This is a genomic window from Shinella sumterensis, assembly GCF_004514425.2.
In the GTDB taxonomy this organism is placed as follows: Bacteria; Pseudomonadota; Alphaproteobacteria; order Rhizobiales; family Rhizobiaceae; genus Shinella; species Shinella sumterensis.
In genome coordinates, this window is record NZ_MYFN02000002.1 from 1 (window position 1) to 19512 (window position 19512).

The 19512-nt window shown below is 61.6% G+C and carries 20 protein-coding genes and 2 pseudogenes; 7 read left to right on the forward strand and 15 right to left on the reverse strand.

Annotation, left to right across the window (positions count from 1 at the left end; genetic code table 11):
* From B5M41_RS03790 to B5M41_RS03835, 10 genes and pseudogenes are all read right to left on the reverse strand, one after another.
* A pseudogene (locus B5M41_RS03790) lies at positions 1-580 on the reverse strand (IS5 family transposase); the annotation flags it as partial.
* Between the two features lie 33 nt (positions 581-613).
* A complete protein-coding gene (locus tag B5M41_RS03795) occupies positions 614-772 on the reverse strand; it encodes a DNA/RNA helicase domain-containing protein (protein ID WP_230639986.1) in 159 nt (52 codons plus the stop codon).
* The gene (locus tag B5M41_RS03800; RefSeq protein WP_134653057.1) at positions 705-1169 is read right to left on the reverse strand and encodes an FIG domain-containing protein; all 465 of its coding nucleotides are present in this window, start codon (positions 1167-1169) and stop codon (positions 705-707) included. The genes B5M41_RS03795 and B5M41_RS03800 overlap by 68 nt, the downstream gene beginning before the upstream one ends.
* A 10-nt stretch (positions 1170-1179) precedes the next feature.
* The gene (locus tag B5M41_RS03805; protein WP_134653055.1) at positions 1180-2859 is read right to left on the reverse strand and encodes a dihydroxyacetone kinase subunit DhaK; all 1680 of its coding nucleotides are present in this window, start codon (positions 2857-2859) and stop codon (positions 1180-1182) included.
* An 11-nt stretch (positions 2860-2870) separates the two neighbouring features.
* Positions 2871-3866 carry an ABC transporter ATP-binding protein gene (locus tag B5M41_RS03810; RefSeq protein WP_134653053.1) on the reverse strand — a complete coding sequence of 332 codons (996 nt, stop codon included), beginning with the start codon at positions 3864-3866 and terminating at the stop codon, positions 2871-2873.
* Entirely contained in the window at positions 3859-4956 is a 1098-nt protein-coding gene (locus B5M41_RS03815; protein ID WP_134653051.1) for an ABC transporter ATP-binding protein, read from the reverse strand. Before B5M41_RS03815 ends, B5M41_RS03810 begins: the two co-directional genes overlap by 8 nt.
* A 3-nt stretch (positions 4957-4959) precedes the next feature.
* Positions 4960-5148, reverse strand: coding sequence for a hypothetical protein (locus B5M41_RS03820; protein WP_134653049.1), 189 nt, complete (start codon positions 5146-5148; stop codon positions 4960-4962).
* Entirely contained in the window at positions 5145-6086 is a 942-nt protein-coding gene (locus B5M41_RS03825) for a carbohydrate ABC transporter permease (RefSeq protein ID WP_134653047.1), read from the reverse strand. The genes B5M41_RS03820 and B5M41_RS03825 overlap by 4 nt, the downstream gene beginning before the upstream one ends.
* Entirely contained in the window at positions 6083-7030 is a 948-nt protein-coding gene (locus B5M41_RS03830) for a carbohydrate ABC transporter permease (RefSeq protein WP_134653045.1), read from the reverse strand. The genes B5M41_RS03825 and B5M41_RS03830 overlap by 4 nt, the downstream gene beginning before the upstream one ends.
* Before the next feature lie 104 nt (positions 7031-7134).
* Positions 7135-8469: an ABC transporter substrate-binding protein gene (locus B5M41_RS03835; protein ID WP_134653043.1), complete on the reverse strand. Its 1335-nt coding sequence runs from the start codon at positions 8467-8469 to the stop codon at positions 7135-7137.
* 261 nt (positions 8470-8730) lie between these two features.
* Between B5M41_RS03835 and B5M41_RS03840 the strand changes: the two genes are divergently transcribed.
* On the forward strand, positions 8731-9753 hold the full coding sequence (locus tag B5M41_RS03840; protein ID WP_134653041.1) for a LacI family DNA-binding transcriptional regulator: 1023 nt from the start codon (positions 8731-8733) through the stop codon (positions 9751-9753).
* Between the two features lie 332 nt (positions 9754-10085).
* On the opposite strand, the pseudogene B5M41_RS03845 reads toward B5M41_RS03840, so the two are convergent.
* Together B5M41_RS03845 and B5M41_RS27135 are read right to left on the reverse strand one after the other, a co-directional pair.
* Positions 10086-10667 (reverse strand): annotated as a pseudogene (locus tag B5M41_RS03845) (ATP-binding protein); the annotation flags it as partial.
* A gap of 169 nt (positions 10668-10836) precedes the next feature.
* Positions 10837-10980 (reverse strand): PAS domain S-box protein, encoded by a 144-nt coding sequence (locus B5M41_RS27135; protein WP_209020906.1) that lies wholly within the window; start codon positions 10978-10980, stop codon positions 10837-10839.
* Between B5M41_RS27135 and B5M41_RS27140 the strand changes: the two genes are divergently transcribed.
* Together B5M41_RS27140 and B5M41_RS03860 are read left to right on the forward strand one after the other, a co-directional pair.
* Positions 10922-11080 carry a hypothetical protein gene (locus tag B5M41_RS27140; RefSeq protein WP_167719434.1) on the forward strand — a complete coding sequence of 53 codons (159 nt, stop codon included), beginning with the start codon at positions 10922-10924 and terminating at the stop codon, positions 11078-11080. The two genes, B5M41_RS27135 and B5M41_RS27140, sit on opposite strands and share 59 nt — an antisense overlap.
* A 236-nt stretch (positions 11081-11316) precedes the next feature.
* Positions 11317-13119: a sensor histidine kinase gene (locus B5M41_RS03860; protein WP_230639987.1), complete on the forward strand. Its 1803-nt coding sequence runs from the start codon at positions 11317-11319 to the stop codon at positions 13117-13119.
* A 12-nt stretch (positions 13120-13131) separates the two neighbouring features.
* On the opposite strand, the gene xth is transcribed toward B5M41_RS03860, so the two are convergent.
* Together xth and B5M41_RS03870 are read right to left on the reverse strand one after the other, a co-directional pair.
* Positions 13132-13914, reverse strand: a complete 783-nt coding sequence (gene xth / locus B5M41_RS03865) for an exodeoxyribonuclease III (protein WP_134652215.1) — start codon at positions 13912-13914, stop codon at positions 13132-13134.
* A gap of 18 nt (positions 13915-13932) precedes the next feature.
* Positions 13933-14370 carry a DUF1810 domain-containing protein gene (locus B5M41_RS03870; RefSeq protein WP_134652217.1) on the reverse strand — a complete coding sequence of 146 codons (438 nt, stop codon included), beginning with the start codon at positions 14368-14370 and terminating at the stop codon, positions 13933-13935.
* A gap of 486 nt (positions 14371-14856) precedes the next feature.
* Between B5M41_RS03870 and B5M41_RS03875 the strand changes: the two genes are divergently transcribed.
* From B5M41_RS03875 to cysE, 4 genes are all read left to right on the forward strand, one after another.
* The gene (locus B5M41_RS03875; RefSeq protein WP_134652219.1) at positions 14857-15810 is read left to right on the forward strand and encodes a sulfonate ABC transporter substrate-binding protein; all 954 of its coding nucleotides are present in this window, start codon (positions 14857-14859) and stop codon (positions 15808-15810) included.
* Entirely contained in the window at positions 15810-16649 is an 840-nt protein-coding gene (locus B5M41_RS03880; RefSeq protein ID WP_134652221.1) for an ABC transporter permease subunit, read from the forward strand. The genes B5M41_RS03875 and B5M41_RS03880 overlap by 1 nt, the downstream gene beginning before the upstream one ends.
* Complete coding sequence (locus B5M41_RS03885) at positions 16646-17389, forward strand: ABC transporter ATP-binding protein (RefSeq protein ID WP_134652223.1); 744 nt, start codon at positions 16646-16648, stop codon at positions 17387-17389. Before B5M41_RS03880 ends, B5M41_RS03885 begins: the two co-directional genes overlap by 4 nt.
* A gap of 91 nt (positions 17390-17480) precedes the next feature.
* The gene (gene cysE / locus B5M41_RS03890; RefSeq protein WP_134652225.1) at positions 17481-18329 is read left to right on the forward strand and encodes a serine O-acetyltransferase; all 849 of its coding nucleotides are present in this window, start codon (positions 17481-17483) and stop codon (positions 18327-18329) included.
* Positions 18330-18445: 116 nt separating this feature from the next.
* Here cysE and B5M41_RS03895 read toward each other — a convergent pair whose 3' ends face one another.
* Positions 18446-19510, reverse strand: coding sequence for a substrate-binding domain-containing protein (locus B5M41_RS03895; RefSeq protein WP_134652228.1), 1065 nt, complete (start codon positions 19508-19510; stop codon positions 18446-18448).
* Positions 19511-19512: the final 2 nt, after the last annotated feature.

Below are 19512 nucleotides of genomic sequence, written 5' to 3' on the forward strand. Positions count from 1 at the left end.
CGGCTCGAGGGGATGCACGGCTCGATGTCTCGTGCTTCCAGTTCCTGGCGCAACCAGGCGCTGTCGTAGCCGCGGTCGGCGATCAGATGAGAGGCCGGCGGCAAGGCGTCGAGGACGAGACGGGCGCCTTTGTGGTCGCTCATCTGGCCTTCCGATAGGAGCAGGATGATCGGCCGTCCGTCACCGTCGCAAACGGTGTGGAGCTTCGAGTTCAGCCCACCTTTTGTTCGCCCGATACGACGGGGAACACCCCCTTTTTGAGCAGGCTTGCCGCGGTGCGGTGAGCCTTGAGATGCGTCGCGTCGATCATGATACGCTCGGGTTTCGGCCCTTTGCCGGCGAGCCCGGCGAAGATCCGGTCGAAGACGCCGAGCCGGCTCCAGCGAATGAAGCGGTTGTAGAGCGTCTTATGCGGACCGTAGCCAGTCGGCGCGTCCTTCCACTGGAGACCGTTGCGAATAACGTAGACGATGCCGCTCACCACCCGGCGGTCATCGACCCTCGGCACTCCGTGGGACAGCGGAAAGAACGGCGATATCCGCGCCATCTGGCGCTCGCTTAGCAGAAACAAATCACCCATCAAGGCCTCCTATTGGAAGCCGTGAAGCACATCTCAAACGAAATTAATAGGTCCTGAGCCTAGCCCCTTTCGCACATGGGCGGCCAATAGCTGATTGAAGCAGAGCATTAATACGCGCTTGCCATTAGCGGCGAGCTGGCGCGCTCGTTCCAGCGCGATAACCGACTTGCCCGTACCGGCCGCTCCACGCACGACCGTCCGCGGATTGGCCGCGAGGCGGCGACGCTCGTATCTGCTCATTCGACAGGTAGATCAGGGGATCGACATACAGGATGAGATCCCCCGCCAACGGTGCCTTCAGCCACGCGACATCATCGACCTCTTCGGAGACATATGCCGCAAGCGAAGCCGCTTCGGCACATGTTTCCCGAAACACTCTGTCAGCCAGGACGTCGAGAAGCTTCTGCTCTTCATCCTGCACGTTCCTCGTGCCGGCGTTTCCAATCTGATCGTGGAATGCCGCGGCCTTGAGGTGGTCAGCCATGACAATTGCGGACTTGGCGATGTGTTCAACCAGGGTCGCAAGCGCGGGGTCAATCTTCCTGGCACGAAGATAATCGTTCAGGCTGATGTCGCGTTCAGTTGCCATTGTAGATAAATCAGCCCGTTATGCGCGCGCCAGCCGATTGCTCGTCCGCCTGCGGACTGGCAGCATCGGCCCGAGCGGCGAGATATTCGAACAACCGCGCCACAGCCTCGGCGCCCGGATCGATATGGCCATCGAGCTGTTTTGCGTTGATGTAGGCTGCCCGTCCCGCTTTGGCGTGCAAAAGCGTTGCGGTCAGGTTCGCACCCGCGCGGGCCGCGTCGGCGGCGGGGATAAACCCTTGGTCAAGGGCGTCCAGTGCCGGCGCGAGTGCGTCGACCATAGTGCGATCACCAAGGCGCGCGCCGCCGATCTCCTGCATACGGGAAAGGCCTGCCTTCAGAGCTTCCCGGATGGTCAGGCCGCTGGACGCACCATCACCGGCTGCTGCGAAGAAGATCGCGAGCAGCACGCCGGACGAACCGCCCATTGTCTGGCTGAGCTCCTGCCCCATTGCGCGGAACAATTGCGTGTGGTCGGAAAGAGGGAGCCGATCAAGAGCCTCGATGAGCGCACGTGCAGCCCCCGCCAGCGTCGAGCCGGTATCGCCGTCGCCGGATTTCGCATCGAGCGCGTTCAGATCCTTCTCGGCGCCGATAAGAAGGGTGCAGCAATCCGTGAGAAACTGACGCGTGGGTTCATGCCTGGAGGGTAAAGGTGCGATCGGCGTCAGGCCATCCGGTAGCGATATGACGGTCGCGGGGACGATGGCCGTCATGCCCGGCCAGGCAGGCATTACCACCGGGGTGGAAAGCAACTCCAGCTCCGCCTTGTTGGCCGGGAAGACCGAGATCGAAAAACCCTGCATGTCGAGCGAGGTCATCATCGGCGCCGGGCCGACGATATGCGAGATCCTGCTCCCGATGGCCGAGTGGACCAGTTCATGCACGACGACCGACATTTCCAGCACGGACGTCCCACCAAGATTGTTCACGAGCACGACGTGAGGTTGGTCTTCCATCGAGGCCGCAAGACGCGAGACCATAGCGGCGACCGCACCCTTTGCCCCGGTATATTCGACCTGCTCGACGCCGGCTTCGCCGTGAATGCCGAGGCCGAGTTCGGCATGACCCTCCGGAATCCGGTTCTCCTTGGGAGAGCCCGGCACGGTGCAGGTATCCAGCGACATGCCGATCGAGCTCGTATTCTCGATGACTCGGCGGGCCGCCTTGGTGACGGTCTCCAGATCCGCGCCACGTTCGGCCAGAGCGCCCGCGATCTTGTGCACGAACAGCGTGCCGGCCACACCGCGTGCCTGCGGCAGATCAGGTAGGGCGATGTCGTCATCGACGATGACCATGCTGACATTCAGCCCGTAGGCGCGGGCACGCTCTGCCGCAAGGCCGAAGTTCAGCCGGTCGCCGGTGTAGTTCTTCACGATGAGCAGGCAGCCGGCCGGGCCGGTGACAGCCAGGATGCCGGCGAGAATGGCGTCCACGCTGGGCGAGGCGAACACATCGCCACACACGGCGGTCGTCAGCATGCCCTTGCCGACAAAACCTGCATGGGCAGGCTCATGTCCCGATCCACCGCCCGAGACGATAGCGACCTTGCTCCTGTCCCAATCCGACCGCACGACGACGCGGATATGCGGGTAGCCGTCAAGCCGGCTCAGCGCGCCGCCGGAGGCGACCAGCACACCGTCGATCGCTTCGGTGACTGCATTTTCCTTGCTGTTGAGAAACTGCGACATTCTCGCCTCCCTTAAACTAAACGCATGCCGGCGGCGTCGAAGTAGAGCGGCCTGCTCGGCTGGATTTTTACGGTTTCGCCGCCCTTGAGCTCGGTATGGGCGTCGGTGACAGTGATGAGATTGTGCATCTTGAACGAGAGATGCAGACGCGTCTGGTCGCCTAGGTGTTCGACACGCATGACCGTCGCGTTCTGTCCTTCGCCCTGATAGATGTGTTCCGGGCGCAGGCCGATCGACTTCGCCTTCGCCGGCGCGCCGGGGAAGAGTTCCGCGGGAAGCACGTTGATGCGTGGCTGTCCGAGCCGGGTGGCCGCGTAGATGCTGATCGGCTCCTCATAGATTTCGCGGGGTGAACCGAACTGGACAAGTCTGCCCTCATGGAGAACGCCGACATGGGTCGCCATCGTCATGGCCTCGATCTGGTCGTGCGTGACATAGAGCAGCGTCGCGCCTGACTTGGCCTGGATGTTCTTCAGTTCGATGCGCAGGTCGGAGCGAAGCTTCGCATCGAGCGAACTGAGAGGCTCATCCATCAGATAGATTTGCGGATTACGCACCAGCGCCCGCCCGATCGACACGCGCTGCATTTCTCCGCCCGAAAGAGCCGTCGCCTTGTTGTCGAGCTTGTGGGAAATCTGCAGGGTTTCCGCGACTGCGTTCACCTTTTCGTCAATCACCCGCTGAGGTGTCTTCAGAAGCGGCGACTTCAGTGGAAATTCGAGGTTCTGCCGCACCGACAGATGCGGATAGAGCGAATATTGCTGGAACACCATCGCGACGTTGCGCTGCGCCGGCGTCAGGCCACGCATCGATTGCCCGCCGATGATGACATCACCGCTGTCGGGTGTATCGAGACCTGAAACCATGCGCAGCGTCGTCGTCTTGCCGGCGCCCGTCGGCCCGAGAAGCACGACGAACGAACCGTCCGGTACGATCATGGAGACGTCGTCGAGGGCACGGTTTCCCGAAAACGACTTCGTGATGTTTTGCAGGATGACCTCAGCCACGGCGCAGCACTCCCTCGTTGGCCTCGGAAACAAGAGCTTTTCCGGAGATTGAATCGAAAACCGTCAGCGTTCTGGCGTCGAACTCCAGGCCGATCAGCTCATCGACGCGTGCAGCCTGGTTCGAAGGTGTGCGTGCCTTGATGTCTCCGTGCGGCGTTTCCAAGGTCACGATCTGTGTCGTGCCCAGATACTCGACGGCAATCACCCGCCCGGCGAGTGCAGCGCCGTCCTTGAACCGGACATGTTCCGGCCGCACGCCGAGCGCCAGCTTGCCGAGTCGCTTGTCACGAGACACCGGTACTTTTACCGATGTACCGGAGAGGTTGACCTCATCACCGCCGATATCGATTGCGCCGTCAAACTCCAGGAAGTTCATCGGCGGCGAGCCGATGAACTTCGCGACGAACTTCGTCGCCGGCCAGTCGTAGATCTGCTGCGGCTTGCCGAATTGTTCGACGACCCCATGGTTCATCACCACGATCTTGTCGCCCATCTGCATGGCTTCGAGCTGGTCGTGGGTCACATAGACGGTGGTGGCACCCATGCGATCGTGCAGCGCCCGCAGCTCTTCCGCCATGTGCTCGCGGAACTCAGCATCGAGTGCGCCTAGCGGCTCGTCCATGAAGAAGGCTTTCGGCTTGCGCACGATGGCGCGGCCGAGCGCCACGCGCTGTCGGTCGCCGCCCGAAAGCCCGCCGACGGGCTTGTCGAGGATGTTCTCGATCCTCAGGATCTTTGCGACCTCGGCAACGCGCGAGGCGACTTCCGCCTTGTTCAGGCCCTGGCTGACGAGCGGATAGGATATGTTCTTGCGCACGTTCATATGCGGGTAGAGGGCGAACATCTGGAAGACGAAGGCGATGTCGCGCTCGCTTGCCCTCTTCATCCCGACTTCCTCGCCGCCGATGTAGATTTCGCCGCTGGTGGGAAGTTCAAGCCCGGCCATCATCCTGAGGGTCGTGGTCTTGCCGCAGCCGGACGGGCCAAGCAGCATGAAGAACTCGCCGTTTTCGACCGTGAAACTGGACGACTTCACGGCGTTGAAGGCCCCGAAATCCTTGCGCAGATTCTCAATTCTGATCTGTGCCATGGTTCACTCCGGGAAATGGCTGACGATGATGAACATGACCGTTCCCACCAGCGTCACGAGAAAGGAAAACGAGAAGAGCGTCAGCGACAGGGGCTGCATCAGCATGACGACGCCGAGCGCGATCAGGACCGAGGCGACCATCTCCCATGCGTCGCGGCGCAGGCGAAGGAGGCGATTGAGAAACGTCGTCATTTGCGAACCGCTCCGAAGGTGATGCCGCGCAGGAGATGCTTGCGAAGCAGGATGGTGAAGACCATGACCGGGACGAGGAAGATGGTGGCGCCGGCGGCGACCGCAGGCCAGTCCTGGCCGCTGACGCCGATGATCGTCGGAATGAACGGCGGCGCCGTCTGGGCATTGCCGGAGGTCAGGAGCACGGCGAAGGCATATTCGTTCCAGGCGAAGATCAGGCAGAAGATCGCGGTGGAGGCAATTCCGGTGACGGCCTGCGGCAGCACGACCTTGTAGAAGGCCTGGAAGCGCGTGTAGCCGTCGATCAGGGCCGCCTCTTCGTATTCGACCGGGATCTCATCGATGAAGCCCTTGAGCAGCCAGACGGATAGCGAGAGATTCACCGCCGTATAGAGCAGGATCATGCCGGCATGGGTGTCGCTGAGCCCGAGCGAGCGGAACATCAGGAAGATCGGGATGGCGACGGCGATCGGCGGCATCATGCGCGTGGAGAGGATGAAGAACAGGAGATCGTCCTTCAACGGCACCTTGAAGCGGGAGAAGGCATAGGCAGCCGCCGTACCGAGCACGATGCAAAGGACCGTTGAACCGAAGCCGATGATGACGGAATTAGTAAACCGTTCGGCAAAGCGTGATGCGCCGGTGATGATGACGCCGTCCTTGCGGACCAGCTTGTCATACCAGGTGGTCGGCTCGCCCAGTTCTTTCAGTTGCTCCTCAGGCACGCGGGTCCGGGTCGTGAAGAGATTGACGTAGCCCTCCACGGTTGGCTCGAAGATCATCTTCGGCGGATAGGCGATGGCGTCCGCGGGAGATTTGAAGCCGGTTCCGATGATCCACAACAAGGGAAGAAGGGTGATGACGGCGTAGAGAACGACCAGAATACCGGCGAACCACTTCTGACGTCCCGACGGCTCGGTAACGGAATAGGTGCTCATCGTTGTTTGACCTTGTTCAGGGCTTTCACGTAGATCGACGCGAGGCCGAAAACGGTGACGAAAAGGATGACGGCATAGGCGGACGCATAGCCGGTGCGCCACTGCTCGAATGCCGCGCGCTTGAGATTGATCGACGTCAGTTCGGTGATCGAGCCCGGTCCACCGCCCGTCAATTGCACGACGAGGTCGAACATCTTGAAGTTCTCGATGCCGCGGAAGAGCACGGCGAGCATCAGGAATGGCAACACCATCGGAATGGTGATCGTCCAGAACTGGCGCCATTTGCTGGCGCGGTCGCATTCGGCGGCCTCGTAGATGCTCGGCGGAATGGAGCGAAGGCCCGCAAGGCAGATCAACATGACGAAGGGCGTCCACATCCAGGTATCGACGATGATGATGGCCCAGGGCGCGAGCGACGTATTCGCTATCATCGAGAAACTGGAGGGGTCGCTTCCGGTCAGAAAGCCGACGACATAATTGAACAGGCCGATCTGCGGCTGGTACAGGAAGGTCCAGAAATTGCCGACGACGGCCGGGCTCAGCATCATCGGCAACACGATGATCGTAGTCCACAGATCGTTGCCGCGGAATTTCTTGTTGATCAGATAGGCCAGCGAGAAACCGATCAGCACCTGCAGGACGATGGTCCAGATCAGGAAGTGAGCGGTCGCCTGCATGCTGAGCCAGATATCGCTATCCGTCAGAATGTTGATGTAGTTCCTGAGGCCGACGAACTCGACTTGAGCATTGGGCCGGTTCACGCGGAAATTCGTAAAACTCAGCCTTATCGTCCAGATCAGAGGGAAGATGTTGATGGCAAGCAGCAACACGATCGACGGCGCGACGAAGAGCCAGGCTATGGCACGATCGGATAGGCCTTTGACGCGCGCGGCGACAGCAGGCGGGGTCGCGCTGGCGATCCGATCGATCGGGGATTGGAGCATGTCCGTCTCCTTGGGCATAAAAATGAAGAATTGCAGGGCCGGCTCGGTCCGCTAGGGGTCGGCCCTGCATGACGCTCACTGCTGGGAGGAAGCGGGCGTAAGCGTCAGTATTTGCCTTCGTCCTCGAAGACCGCGGTCCAGTCCTTCACGAGACCGTCCAATGCGTCCTTCGCGGTGCCCTGGTTCGCGACGACATAGTCGTGGAACCGCTTCTGCGAGGCCTGCAGGAGCGAGGCGTAAGACGGTTCCGCCCAGAAGTCCTTCACGATCGCCATCGAGTCGAGGAACGGCTTCGCGTAGGGCTGGCTGGAAGCAAAGCTCGGGTCTTCCACGACGGCGCGAAGGGCCGAGTAGCCGCCGAACTTCCACCATTTCTGCTGGATCTCGGGCTGCGAGAACCACTTTATGTAAGCAAGCGCCTCGGCCTGCTTCTCGGAGGCCGCCACCACCGAGATACCCTGGCCGCCGAGCTGCGCGAACTGCACGCCATCGGGGCCGGCCGGGTTCGGGAAATAGCCCGACTTGTCGCCACCGACATTGGCGTCGGCGTTGATGCCCGGCCAGGTGAAGGTGAAGTTCATCTGCAAGGCGACCTGACCGGACTTGTAGGCATCCACGTCCTCGGTCATGTAGGCGTCCGAATGGCCCGGCGGCGTGCAGCAATCGTAGAGTTTCTTGTAGGCCTCGAGACCGGCGACCGCGCCAGGCGAGTTCACGAAGCCTTCGAGTTCGTAAGGCTTTTCCGGGTTGTCATACTTGAAGCCATAGCTGTAGAGCGCGTTGGTGGCGCCCATTGTGATGCCTTCCGAGCCGCGCTCGGTATAAATGGCCGCGCCATAGACCTTCTTGCCGTCGATCTCGCGGCCCTGGAAGAACTCTGCGATATCGGTCAGTTCGGCCCAGTTCCTCGGCACGGCGAGGTCACGGCCGTATTTCTGCTTGAACTCCGCCTGAAGTTCGGGGCGTGCGAACCAGTCTTTGCGATAGGTCCAGCCGACGACGTCGCCGAAGGCCGGCATCGCCCAGTAGTTCGGCGTGTTCTTCGGCCATTCGGCATAACCGACGACGGTTGCCGGAATGAAGTCGTCCATCTTGATCCCTTCCTTGTCGAAGAAATCATTGAGCTTGACGTACTGACCGTTCTCCGCCGCGCCGCCGATCCACTGGCTGTCGCCTATCAACAGATCGCATAGCTTGCCGCCGGAGTTCAGTTCATTGAGCATGCGGTCGGCGAAATTCGGCCACGGCACGAACTCGAAGCGCATCGTGTTGCCGCTCTTCGCCTCGAAATCCTTGCTGAGTTCGACGAGGGCGTTGGCGGGATCCCATGCGGCCCAGCAAAGGGTAAGATCGGCAGCTTCGGCGCTGGAAACCGTCGTCGCGGACACAGCGACATACATCCCGGCAGCGAGTGCCGAGCTCGTCAAAAGAGACTTCATAACTAGGGTTCCTCCCGTTGAACCTCTCGACCTCCATCGAGAGGGGTAAGTGCAAGTACTTGGCGGTGGCGTGTGGTGAAACAGCGCGCGGCGCCTGGCTCCCGACTATCCTTTCCGGCCTTGCCGTTGGGTCGTCACAATATATGCATAACTGAGGTACGCACCTCAGGGCAAGCGATTTTTGAGGTCCGCACATCAATTCTTGCGTTTTTTGTGTTTTTGCGGGAAACGTAGGCCGCCCAAATCGAGTTAGGAGCCCCTATGCGGCCGACAGCGAAAGATCTTGCAGAAGCCGCCGGCGTCAGCCTTGCGACCGTCGACCGCGTCTTGAACGACCGACCGAACGTCAGCAAAAAGGCAGTTCGAAGCGTCAATGAAGCCATTGAACGAATTGGATTTATTCGGAATCCGGCAGCCGTCAGTCTGGCGCGAAACAAAAGCTATCGCTTCCGGTTTGTGTTGCCCAGGTCGGGGGATCTCTATCTTCGCGAGCTGTCCCAGCGCGTGAAGGAGCTGAAGGCGGTCCTCAAGGCCGATTTGACCGAGGTGGACTACGTTCAGATCTCCGTCGATGACGCCCATGGTGTCGCCAAGTATCTCCAGGGGATCGATGAGGAGGAGATTGATGGCGTCGCGCTCATGGCGCCGGAGTCGCCACAGGTCCGCGATGCGGTCGCGCGGCTCCTGGAAAGAAACATAAAGGTTGTCCAGTTTTTGTCCGGCCAAGAGAAACTCCCGGAAGCGGACTTCGTGGGGGTTGATAACTTTGCCGCGGGCGCGACCGCTGGAAAGCTGATCGGTCGCTTCACCTGCGGCAAGCCAGGAAAGGTGATGGTCGTTGCCGAGACGATGCAGTCAATGGACAGCATCCAGCGCAGGCACGGTTTCGACACTAAAATAAACGAGCAATTTCCGTATCTTCAGTGCCTCCCGTCGATTGAAACGCATGCGGATGAGGCGCGCGCAGGGCAGATTATTCCCCGCGTGCTCGATAACAACAGGGATATTGTCGCTATTTATGTCTTGAGTTCGGAAGCGCGCGTTCCGTTGGTTGCGGCGGCGGCCAAAGTGGATCTTGTCAATCTCGTCGTGGTGGCACACGAGCGGACTCCCTTCACTCAAGCGGCGCTATGCGACAATCGGATCGACGCTGTTATCGCGCAGGATCCGGGACATGCAGTTCGAAGCGCAATCCGAATCATGAGGGCACGCTCCGACGCGCGTGAGCCGCTCGCCGCTCAGGAGCGGATTAGGATCGAGGTCCTTCTTAAGGAAAATCTTTAAAGCGAGGGCTATTCCCTGTCGGAGCTTCTTGATTTGAGGTGCGAACCTCATTTGCAGCTGGAGGCATCGCCGATTCGACCCAATCGCCGGGAGGGAGGACGCTCCGGCGAGCATGGGTGTTGAACCGGTCTCATGGTGGCAGCGGCGCTCATATCGGTTGCCTCAATCGGCATTGCGCGCTTTGCCAGTCTTCATTGTCAATCGGCGCGGAATGTTGACCCCTTATCGGCGTCCAATATTCACCCCCCTGTAGGCGATCAGCGCTTGGCCTGCCCGGCGCGGGCCGGGGTTGCAGAGGGTAGGCCAAGTGCGGGTGATGGGTATCTTCGGCTTTAGCTTTGAGAACGGTTCTTGAAGCGCCAGGACTCGTTCCCTGTTTCCACGATCTCGCAGTGATGGGTCAGGCGGTCGAGGAGAGCCGTCGTCATCTTGGCATCACCAAACACCGACGGCCATTCGCCGAAGGCAAGGTTCGTCGTGACGATGACGGAGGTGCGCTCGTAGAGCCTGCTGATAAGGTGGAAGAGGAGCTGACCTCCGGCCTGCGCGAACGGAAGATAGCCGAGTTCGTCGAGGATGATGAAGTCGAGGCTTGTGAGGTAGTCGGCCACCCGACCTTGCTTGCCGTTGCGGATGAGCGCACGGGCAATCGCGATAGCCAGATGGCTCTTGCCGGTTCCCGTGCCGCCGACGAGGACGACGTTGCGCTGGTCGGCGACGAAGGTGCCGGTGGCCAGTTCCCGCACCAGGGATTCATTGACAGGCGTGTCGGCGAAGTCGAAGTCGTCGATGTCTTTTGCCAACGGCAATTTGGTGATGCTGAGCTGGCAGCGGATTGAGCGTGCCTGCTTCTCGGCGATCTCCGACTGCAGGAGGTCGCCGACAATGTGCGGTGGCTCGTGCTGCCGTTTGATGTCGGTGAAGTCGAGTTGCGAGGCAAAAAAGTACATCACCTCGCCGGCGCTTCGCACCGGGCTCACGAAGAGCGCGTTTCAGAAGGCGCTGCCGTCTTTCCTGTAATTGAGGATGTCGACCGAGACGTCATATTCGCCCTGGACCGGGTCCCTGAGCTTCGCCACGCTCTCACCGCTCGTTTCGGGACCTCGCAGCAGGCGACTTTCGCCCCACAAGCTCGTCCGGCGCGTAGCCGGTCAATTCGGAGAAAGCCTTGTTCGAGAAGATGATGGGGTTGTCGTCCTGGTGCGGATCGGTAATCAACATCGGCATACGCGTCGCCTTGAACGCCGCCGAAAAGGGATTTTCCGACAGCTGCGCCGCGATCAGCCTGTCGCCAGCATCGCGTGCATCGCCGACTGCTCATGTTTGATCGTTCCAGAAGATGACATGTGCCCAATGGTTGAATTAGCGTTCCGGTTCCATTTCGAAAGACCGAAGGCGCCATCGAAACGATATTTTGTGAAACTCACACGAACCCTGGTGTGCTCCCTTGCCGTCGCCGGGAAGTGCTATAATGTTTGTTTCCGTTTAAAATGAACGTCTTGGCGTATATCGAATATCGAACGAGGGATGACAGGGGTGGATCGCGAAGCGCAGCTGTCACCAATGACCTCGGTAACCGAGCTTCTCGATACCGTGGATTGGGCGTCGGGGCCGCTTGGTCCGAAGACGGAATGGCCCGCCTGTCTTCACGCCGCAATCGACATCATGGTGCCGTCGCAGGCTCAGATCGTCATGTTCTGGGGCCCTGAATTCGTGGCACTCTACAATGACGTTTACGCGCCCACGATCGGTGACAAGCATCCGCACGCCTTCGGACGACCCGGCCGAGAATACTGGGCGGAACTGTGGGACGATCTCGAACCGTTGTTGAAACGTGTTTTCGAGGACGGCGAGACCGTGGCGGCGAAGGATCGGCCGTTCTACATCGAGCGGTTCGGCTATCCGGAAACGGTGTACTTCGATATCTCCTATTCTCCCGTTCGCGATGCGGCGCGGAAGATCTGCGGTGTGTTCTGCATCGTGAATGAAACCACCGACAGCGTTAAGACGGATGCGGCCGTGCGCGAGAGCGAGGAGCGCCTGCGGGCAATCTTTTCGCAATCCGCGGCAGGTATCGCCCTGGGCGAGCTTTCCGGCACGCTGGTCAACGTCAACGACCGTTACTGCGAAATCGTGGGCCGCACCAGGGAAGAGGTGATCGGCACGCGGATGCAGGACATGACGTTCGCGGAGGACCTCGAGGAGAACGAGCGTCTCTTCAAACGGCTCGTTGAAACCGGCGAAAGTTTCGAGATCGAGAAGCGATACATTCGCGGTGATGGCAGCCTTGCCTGGGTTTCAGACTCCGTGTCGGCAATCCGCGATGAGAAAGGCAAGATCGTGCAGGCGGTCGCCATCGCCATCGACATCGGGGAGCGCCGGCGCACGCAAAATGTCGAGAAGCACCTGGCATCGATGATCGCCTCGTCGAACGATGCGATCCTCGGCATCGACCTCGACATGCGGATAAACAGCTGGAACGCGGCGGCCGAAAAACTCTACGGCTATAACGCAGACGAGGTCATCGGCAGGTCGGTGCTGATGCTGGTTCCCGAGGACCGCAAGGACGAAGAGCCGAGGATTCTCTCCAAGATCAGCGCGGGCCGTATTGTCGAGCCCTACGAGACGGTGCGCCTGCGCAAGGATGGCCGGGCTGTGGAGGTTCTGCTGAGTGTGTCGCCCATCCACGATGCCAGCGGCCGCGTCGTGGGCGCCTCGAAAACGGCGCATGACATCACAGTCAAGAAAGAAGCCGATCGCCTTCAGTCCGTGCTCGTCAACGAGATGCACCATCGTGTCAAAAACATCCTCGCGACGGTCATTGCAATCGCGAGGCAGACGATTGGCAAGGACAAGGCCAACAACGACGATATCGAGGCCTTCACGAGCCGAATTGCCTCGCTCAGCCGGGCGCAGGACCTTCTGGTCCACAGGGACTGGCAGAAAGCGGACCTCAGGGCGATCGTGGAACAGGCGACATCGCCGTATCCGGCAGACGCATTCCGTATAAGCGGTCCGACGGTCTCGCTCCCGCCGAAAGTCGTGATTTCCCTTGCGCTCGCGCTTCACGAACTGGCAACGAATGCCGCAAAGTACGGCGCGCTGTCGACCCCGGATGGACGCGTGTCCATCACCTGGCAATGCGACCCGCTGACCGACCCGTTCCTGCGCATGACATGGAAAGAATCGGGCGGGCCCGAGGTCGTTCCGCCCACCCGCAAGGGTTTCGGGACCACGCTGATCGAGCGTCTTCTGGCGGCCGAGCTGAAAGGGGAGGCCCGCCTGGCTTACGACCCGGACGGTGTCACGTTTGTGCTCGAAGCCGATATCTCCCGGATAGCCGATGAAGCTGGAGCGGATCGTTAGCGGCTCTCCGGCTCAGCGCGACGGTGGCTCGATCTCGATCATGACAGGCGCATGGTCGCTGGTATGATCCCAGCCGCGTGGGCTGCGGCGCACGCTCGCCGTTCTCAGCCAGGGCGCCAGCGTCGGGCTCAGGAGGAGATGGTCGATGCGCAGGCCTGCATCGCGTTCGAACGCGTTGCGCCAGTATTTCCAGAACGTGTAGATGCGTTCGTCCGGATGGAGATGGCGGACGGCGTCGGTCCAACCCTGGGCGAGGAGATCGGCATAGGCATCCCGGACCTCGGGCCGGAACAACGCGTCATCGCGCCAGCGTTGTGGCGCATAGACGTCGAGATCCGTGGGCATCACGTTGAAATCCCCGACGAGCGCGACCGGAACGTCGAGCGACAGCAGATCGGCCGCATAGGACTGGAGCCGCTCGAACCAACGCAGTTTGTAGCTGAATTTGGGGCCGGGCGCGGGGTTCCCGTTCGGAAGGTAGAGGCAGCCGATCAGCAGGCCATCGACGGCGGCCTCGATATAGCGGCTATGGGTATCGTCCGGATCGCCGGGCAGTCCGCGTCGCGTCAAGATTGGCGGCGTGCCCCTGGCCAGGATCGCGACGCCGTTCCAGCTCTTCTGCCCGTGCCAGACGGCCTCGTATCCCATGCGCTGAAGCTCGCGCTGCGGAAACCGCTCGTTCGGCGACTTGAGCTCCTGCAGGCAGACGACGTCGGGCGCATCCTCTTCCAGCCACCGCAACAGGACGGGAAGTCGGCCGTTGATACCGTTGACATTATAGGTGGCGAGCTTCACGCGGCGGCCTCCGGCGTTTCAATCGTTCTGGCGCGCAAGTAGCTCAAGCGTGCGCTCGTCCGGTCTCCCGTCGTAATAGCGTTCCAGGGCAATCGGAAACCGCGCGTTTTCGTGGTTCGAGGCCACGTCGAACAGCGTCATCGACGATCGGAACTTGAGGTCGTCGGGCGAGCCGAAGATGTCATGGGCCGTTCGGTCGCGGTGAACGAGAACCGCATCGGTGGCGCGGGTCAGCCGGTCTGCCAGAAGAGGATGCTGGAGATAGGCTCGTGCTTCGTCCAGAGAGGTTATGCCGTAGAATTCCGCGGTCGCCGAGCGGCCAAGGGCGCGCAGCTGCGGAAAGATGAACCAGATCCAATGCGTCTGTTTGCGGCCGGCACGCAGCTCCGCAAGAGCGGTGTTAAAGACAAGCCCCTGAGCGTCGACGAACCGCTTGAGCTGGAAAGGATCATCCATGAAAATCGACAGCTCCACCTGGGGATTGTTGGGCAGATAGCGCTCCCGTCACCTGCAGCAAGATGGTGACGTCCGAGAAGTTGACCGGCCATTGCAAAGCGTCGGGGTGTTCCTATCTCTTGTGCACTCTCGTTGGAGATACCCGCGATGGCACATAATCAGACCGAAAATCTCTTCGACGGCTTGGTCGAAATCCTGCCGCCGCACCGGTGCGGCAAAGCTGTTCCAAAGGCCGCGTCCTGTATCTGTTGCGGGCGGGCCGATCAGGCGATTGACGATGATGGCTGTGGCATCTGCGACGCCTGCATCGGTGCGCCGGCAGGGCCGGGCGTAAGCCCGTTAACGACCGCCGACATCACGCGTTCCGATCTGTCGCTAGGAGAAAAAACTACAAGATCCGGATAGCTTTGGAATGGGCGCCCTCGAAAGAGCCAGAAATCTATAGATTATATATATAGTCCAAAGATTTCGGTACAGGGGAACGCCATGACGATTTCACGCCGCCTTTTCTCGACGGCCCTTGCCGCCGTGCTCGCCTTGCCGCTGTTGAGCGGAGGGCTGGCGCAGGCCGCCGACAAGACGGTCCGCATCGGCTACCAGAAGTACGGCACACTCGTCCTGCTCAAGGGCAAGGGCCTTCTCGAGAAGAAGCTGGAGAAGATCGGCTATACCGTGACCTGGACGGAGTTCCCTGCCGGTCCGCAGCTCCTGGAAGCGCTCAATGTCGGCGCCGTCGATTTCGGCACAACCGGCGAAACGCCGCCGATCTTTGCACAGGCCGCCGGCGCGCCGCTGGTCTACATCGCGCATGAGCCGCCGGCAGCGCGCGGCGAAGCGATCCTCGTGCCCAAGGACAGCCCCATCAAGACCGTGGCTGATCTCAAGGGCAAGACGGTGACGCTCAACAAGGGCTCGAACGTGCACTACCTGCTCGTCAAGGCTCTGGAAGAGGCGGGCCTCAAGTATACCGACATCAAGACTTCCTTCCTGCCGCCGGCCGATGCCCGTGCCGCCTTCGAACAGGGCGCGGTCGATGCCTGGGTCATCTGGGACCCGTTCCAGGCGGCCGCGGAAGTGGCGATCGAGGCGCGTGAGCTGCGCAATGGGGAAGGCATCGTGCCGAACCATCAGTTCTATCTCGGTGCAAAGAGCTTCGTGGACAACAATCCCGAAGCGGTCGACGTGGTGATCGAGGCTGTCGGCGAGATCGATGAATGGGCCAAGGCCAATACCGCTGCGGCCGCCGCTGAACTGGCGCCGTCCGTGGGCATTCCCGAGGATGTACTTGCCGTCGCGCTGGAGCGCCAGTCCTATGGTGTCAAGGCAATCGACGAGAGCGTCGTCAAGCAGCAGCAGGCGATCGCCGACACGTTCTTCGAACTTGGCCTGATCCCCGAGAAGATCTCGATTGCGGATGTCGTGCGCAAGGGTGGTGCCTGATGACGGACACGTCGGTGGCCGGTTACGCTGCCGGCGATACCCGCAGCAAGCCCAATTTCAAACGTCTGGGAAGCGCCCTGTTACCCTGGGCCCTTCCTATCGTGCTTCTGGTCGTGTGGGAGATCGCTGCGCGGACCGGCCTCGTGACGGCACGTCTCATGCCGGCGCCGACGACCGTTGCCGCTGCCTTCTGGAAGTCGTTGCTCAACGGCTCGCTCATCGTCCACACGCTCGCCTCCACGCAGCGCGCGCTGATCGGCCTTGCCATCGGCGGCGGGCTCGGTTTCATCGCGGGCGTCGTCAATGGACTCTGGAAACCGGCCGAGACGCTGCTCGACAGCACGCTGCAGATGGTGCGCAACATCCCGCATCTCGCGCTGATCCCGCTCGTCATCCTCTGGTTCGGCATCGATGAGACGGCGAAGATCTTCCTCGTTTCGATCGGCGTCTTCTTCCCGATCTATATCAACACGTTTTACGGCGTACGCACCATCGATCCGCAACTCGTCGAGATGGCCTCGGTCTACGGGCTCGACCGCAAGGCGCTGATCACGAGGATCATCCTGCCGGGCGCACTGCCCTCTATTCTCGTCGGCCTGCGCTATGCGCTGGGCTTCATGTGGCTGACGCTCATCGTTGCCGAGACGATCTCCGCCACCAGCGGCATCGGCTACATGACGATGAACGCGCGCGAGTTCCTGCAGACCGATGTCGTCCTGCTCGGCATCATCGTCTATGCCCTCCTCGGCAAGCTTGCCGATGTCGCGACCCGTGCGATCGAAAAGCGCGTGCTTGTCTGGCACCCCGCCTACCAGGGCGGGCAGGAGGGCGGGCGATGAGTGCCGCCGACTTCTACGTGCCGGAGAGCGAGGCGGGTCTTCCGATCTCGTTATCGCGCGTCGGGAAAACCTTCGGCAAGCTGAGCGTGCTGGGAAATTTCAATCTCGACGTTCCGGCCGGCCAGTTCCTTGCCGTCGTCGGCCGGTCGGGCGGCGGGAAGTCGACGCTGATGCGCCTGATCGCCGGGCTCGACACGCCGAGCAGCGGCCGCGTCGCCATCGGCGGGCGCACGGTCGAACGCCTCCATCCCTCTGTGCGCTTGCTGTTCCAGGAGGCCCGCCTGGTACCCTGGCAGCGTGTCGGGGAAAATGTCGGCATTGCCCGCGGCGCGGACTGGCAGGAAAAAGCGCGGCGGACGCTGGCTGATGTCGGGCTCGACGACCGCGAGAACGACTGGCCGAGCGTCCTTTCCGGCGGCCAGCGGCAGCGCGTGGCGCTGGCCCGCGCCCTTGTCAGCGAGCCGCAAATCCTGCTGCTGGACGAACCCTTCGGCGCGCTGGATGCGTTGACGCGCATCGAGATGCATCGCCTGTTGGAGCGGATCTGGACGGAACGCGGCTTCACGACGGTCCTGATCACCCACGACGTGGCAGAAGCCGTTGCTTTGGCTGACCGGGTCGTCGTGCTCAGCGGCGGCGCCATCTCGCTCGATATTGCTGTCGATCTCGACCGGCCCCGGCGGGAACTCGCGGATCCGCGTGCCGTCGATCTCCAGCGACAGATCCTGGAGGCGGTTTAGGCGGCGGGTTCCACGGCATGCCGGGACTGCCGTGTGCCGGCATCCGCCATCGTTCTCTCGATAAGCCTGCTCGCGCCAAGGAGGCTGCGCCATGACCGGAACCGAAAGCAATGTCGTTTTCTTCCCCATCGAGGATGCTGCCCGCGGCGTGGTCGCCGTGCTGTGGCAGATGCTGCGGGAGGAGGCGGCCGCGGCCGTGCAACGCGATCCGGCACTGGGGCGCGCCATGAACTCGGCCGTGCTGATGCATGCCAGTTTCGGCCATGCGCTCTCCCATAGGCTCGCGATCAAGCTCGCCGACCACGATGTCGACCGCGACGAGTTGCTGGCCCTGATCTACGGCGCCTATTCCGACAAGCCGGGGCTGCTCGGCGCGGCGGCCGCCGATCTCCAGGCGGTCAAGGATCGTGATCCCAGCAACGGCGAGGTTCTGACGCCATTTCTTTATTTCAAGGGCTTTTCCGCATTGCAGGCCTATCGCGTCGGCCATTGGCTCTGGACGATGGGTCGCCGGCACCTTGCCCGCCACATCCAGAGCCGGATTTCGGAAGCCTTCGCGATCGATATTCATCCCGCGGCCGTCATGGGCCGCGGCATCATGCTGGATCACGGCAGCGGTCTCGTCATCGGCGAGACGGCGGTCGTCGAGGATGATGTCTCCATTCTCCAGAACGTCACGCTCGGCGGAACCGGAAAGCAGACCGGCGACCGTCATCCGAAGGTTCGCCGCGGCGCGCTGATCGGGGCGGGCGCCAAGATTCTCGGCAATATCGAGGTGGGTGTCGGCGCGAAGATCGGCGCCGGCAGCGTCGTCCTCGCTCCGGTCGCGCCGTACACCTCCGTCGTCGGCGTTCCGGCGCGACCGGTGGGAAAACCTCACACGGCTCTGCCGGGCGTGACCATGGACCAGAGCCTGAGCGAGCCGGAATACATCATCTGAACGCGACGGCGAGTGCGGTGCACGGTTAGGCCGGGCCGGAGTTGTCAACTCGAACGTTCCAACGAATTAGGGGCCGACGATGCGGCCCCCGATTTTCGCAAAGTTTGCGCGTCGCTTCAGTTCGAGGGGGCGGCAGCCTTTGTAATCCACTCGGCCGTCACCGCATGTTCAAGCGCGAATTCCGGTAGCTTGGCGTTCAGCTCTTCCTCCGTCTTCACATCGTTATCGAGCAGGAACTGGCGCGTGATGAGGGTCGGCGGCAGAAGGATGTTGGTTTCCTTGAGTTCGCCGGTCAGCGACAGGGCAATGGCGCGCAGCGCAGCCGCGCCGGTTCCGGCGGCACTGATGGCCGAGGTCGCGACCCACGGGCTGTTCGGTTCGCGGATCGCCTGGATGTCCGACGTCGAAACGTCGACGCTGTAGATCTTCACCTGGTCGTTGAGACCGGCTTCGTCCACGGCGATCTTCGCACCGCGCGCGAACTCGTCCCACGGTGCCAGAACGACATTGATGTCGGGATTGGCGCGGAAGACGGCAGCGGTCTGGTTTGCGACCGTCTGTGCCGGCGTGTCGTCGACCGCGCCCCACTGGGCGAGCTGGCTCACGCCCGGATGGCTCTTCTTGAAGGCCTGCCAGGCGACGTCGCGCTTGTCGAGGGCCGGGAAGCCTTCCACGTAGATATAGCCCGCCTTGAAGTCGTCGCCGTTGTCCTTGACCGCCTGCTCCAGCACGAGGTTCAGCTGCTTGCTTTCGTCCTGGTCGATGACGATGATCTCCTTCTGCGGCAGCGTGATGTTCTGCACGGCGATCTTGATGCCGGCATCCAGGGCTTCCTGCACCACGTCGGAGACCGCCTCGCCCTTGCCGCCGGCGATGATGATGCCGCTGACGCCGAGATTGATGGCCTGGCGGATCTGCTCGCGCTGTTCGTCAGGCTTCTGGCGGCCCTGGAAAGAGCGCAGTTCGATGCCGAGTTTGTCGGCCTGGCGCTTCACGCCCGCTTCGTAGTTCTGGTAGTAATCGCCGCCCGAGAGGTAGACGATGAGCGCGACCTTGACGCCGCCCTTGTCGAAGGGTGCGGGCGCGCCGCTGATGCCCTGCGCGCTGGCTATGCCGCTCATGATGCCGGAGGCGGCCAGAAGCGCGCCGGTTGCGAGACCGAGAAGAGTACGTCGTTTCATGT